Source organism: Shewanella sp. SM95 (genome assembly GCF_025653595.1).
Lineage (GTDB): Bacteria > Pseudomonadota > Gammaproteobacteria > Enterobacterales > Shewanellaceae > Shewanella > Shewanella oncorhynchi.
The window spans coordinates 1-801 of the sequence record NZ_JAKKSE010000064.1; the positions used below are offsets into that span (position 1 = coordinate 1).

Here is an 801-nt window from a genome sequence, read left to right on the forward strand (position 1 = left end):
CTATTAGTGACTGTAATACTAAACGATTGATCTGCTGTTAATCCATCTGTGTCCGTCACTCGTAAGGTGACAGCATGACTGCCCACATCCGCATTGCTCGGCGTGCCACTGAGTAAACCCGTCGCCGCGTTGAAACTCAACCAGCTCGGTTTATTGATGGCACTCAGCGTTAATACATCACCCACATCAGAATCAATTGCAGTCAAGGTGTAGCTGTACGCGACATCTTGGGCTGCCGTCGTCATCGCCATTGAACTGATGGTCGGTGCATCGTTGACGTTTGTCACTGTAATGCTAAAGGACTGCTCAGCCGTTAAGCCATCCGTGTCCGTCACTCGTAAGGTGACAGCGTGACTGCCCACATCCGCATTGCTCGGCGTACCACTGAGTAACCCTGTCGCCGAGTTGAAACTCAACCAGCTTGGTATCGTCACCGCACTCAATGTCAGTACGTCGTCCACATCGACATCTGTAGTGGCAAAGGTATAGCTGTAAACAGCATCTTGCACTGCGGCCATAGTTGCTGTTGAAATGATGGTAGGAGCGTCGTTGCTATTAGTGACTGTAATACTAAACGATTGATCTGCTGTTAATCCATCTGTGTCCGTCACTCGTAAGGTGACAGCATGACTGCCCACATCCGCATTGCTCGGCGTGCCACTGAGTAAACCCGTCGCCGCGTTGAAACTCAACCAGCTCGGTTTATTGATGGCACTCAGCGTTAATACATCACCCACATCAGAATCAATTGCAGTCAAGGTGTAGCTGTACGCGACATCTTGGGCTGCCGTCGTCATCGCC

General features: G+C 50.7%; 1 protein-coding gene. It reads right to left on the reverse strand.

The annotated features are described in order from the left end of the window. On the reverse strand, positions 1-801 hold an 801-nt coding region (locus L5M29_RS23655; RefSeq protein WP_263170356.1), incomplete at both ends, for a putative Ig domain-containing protein.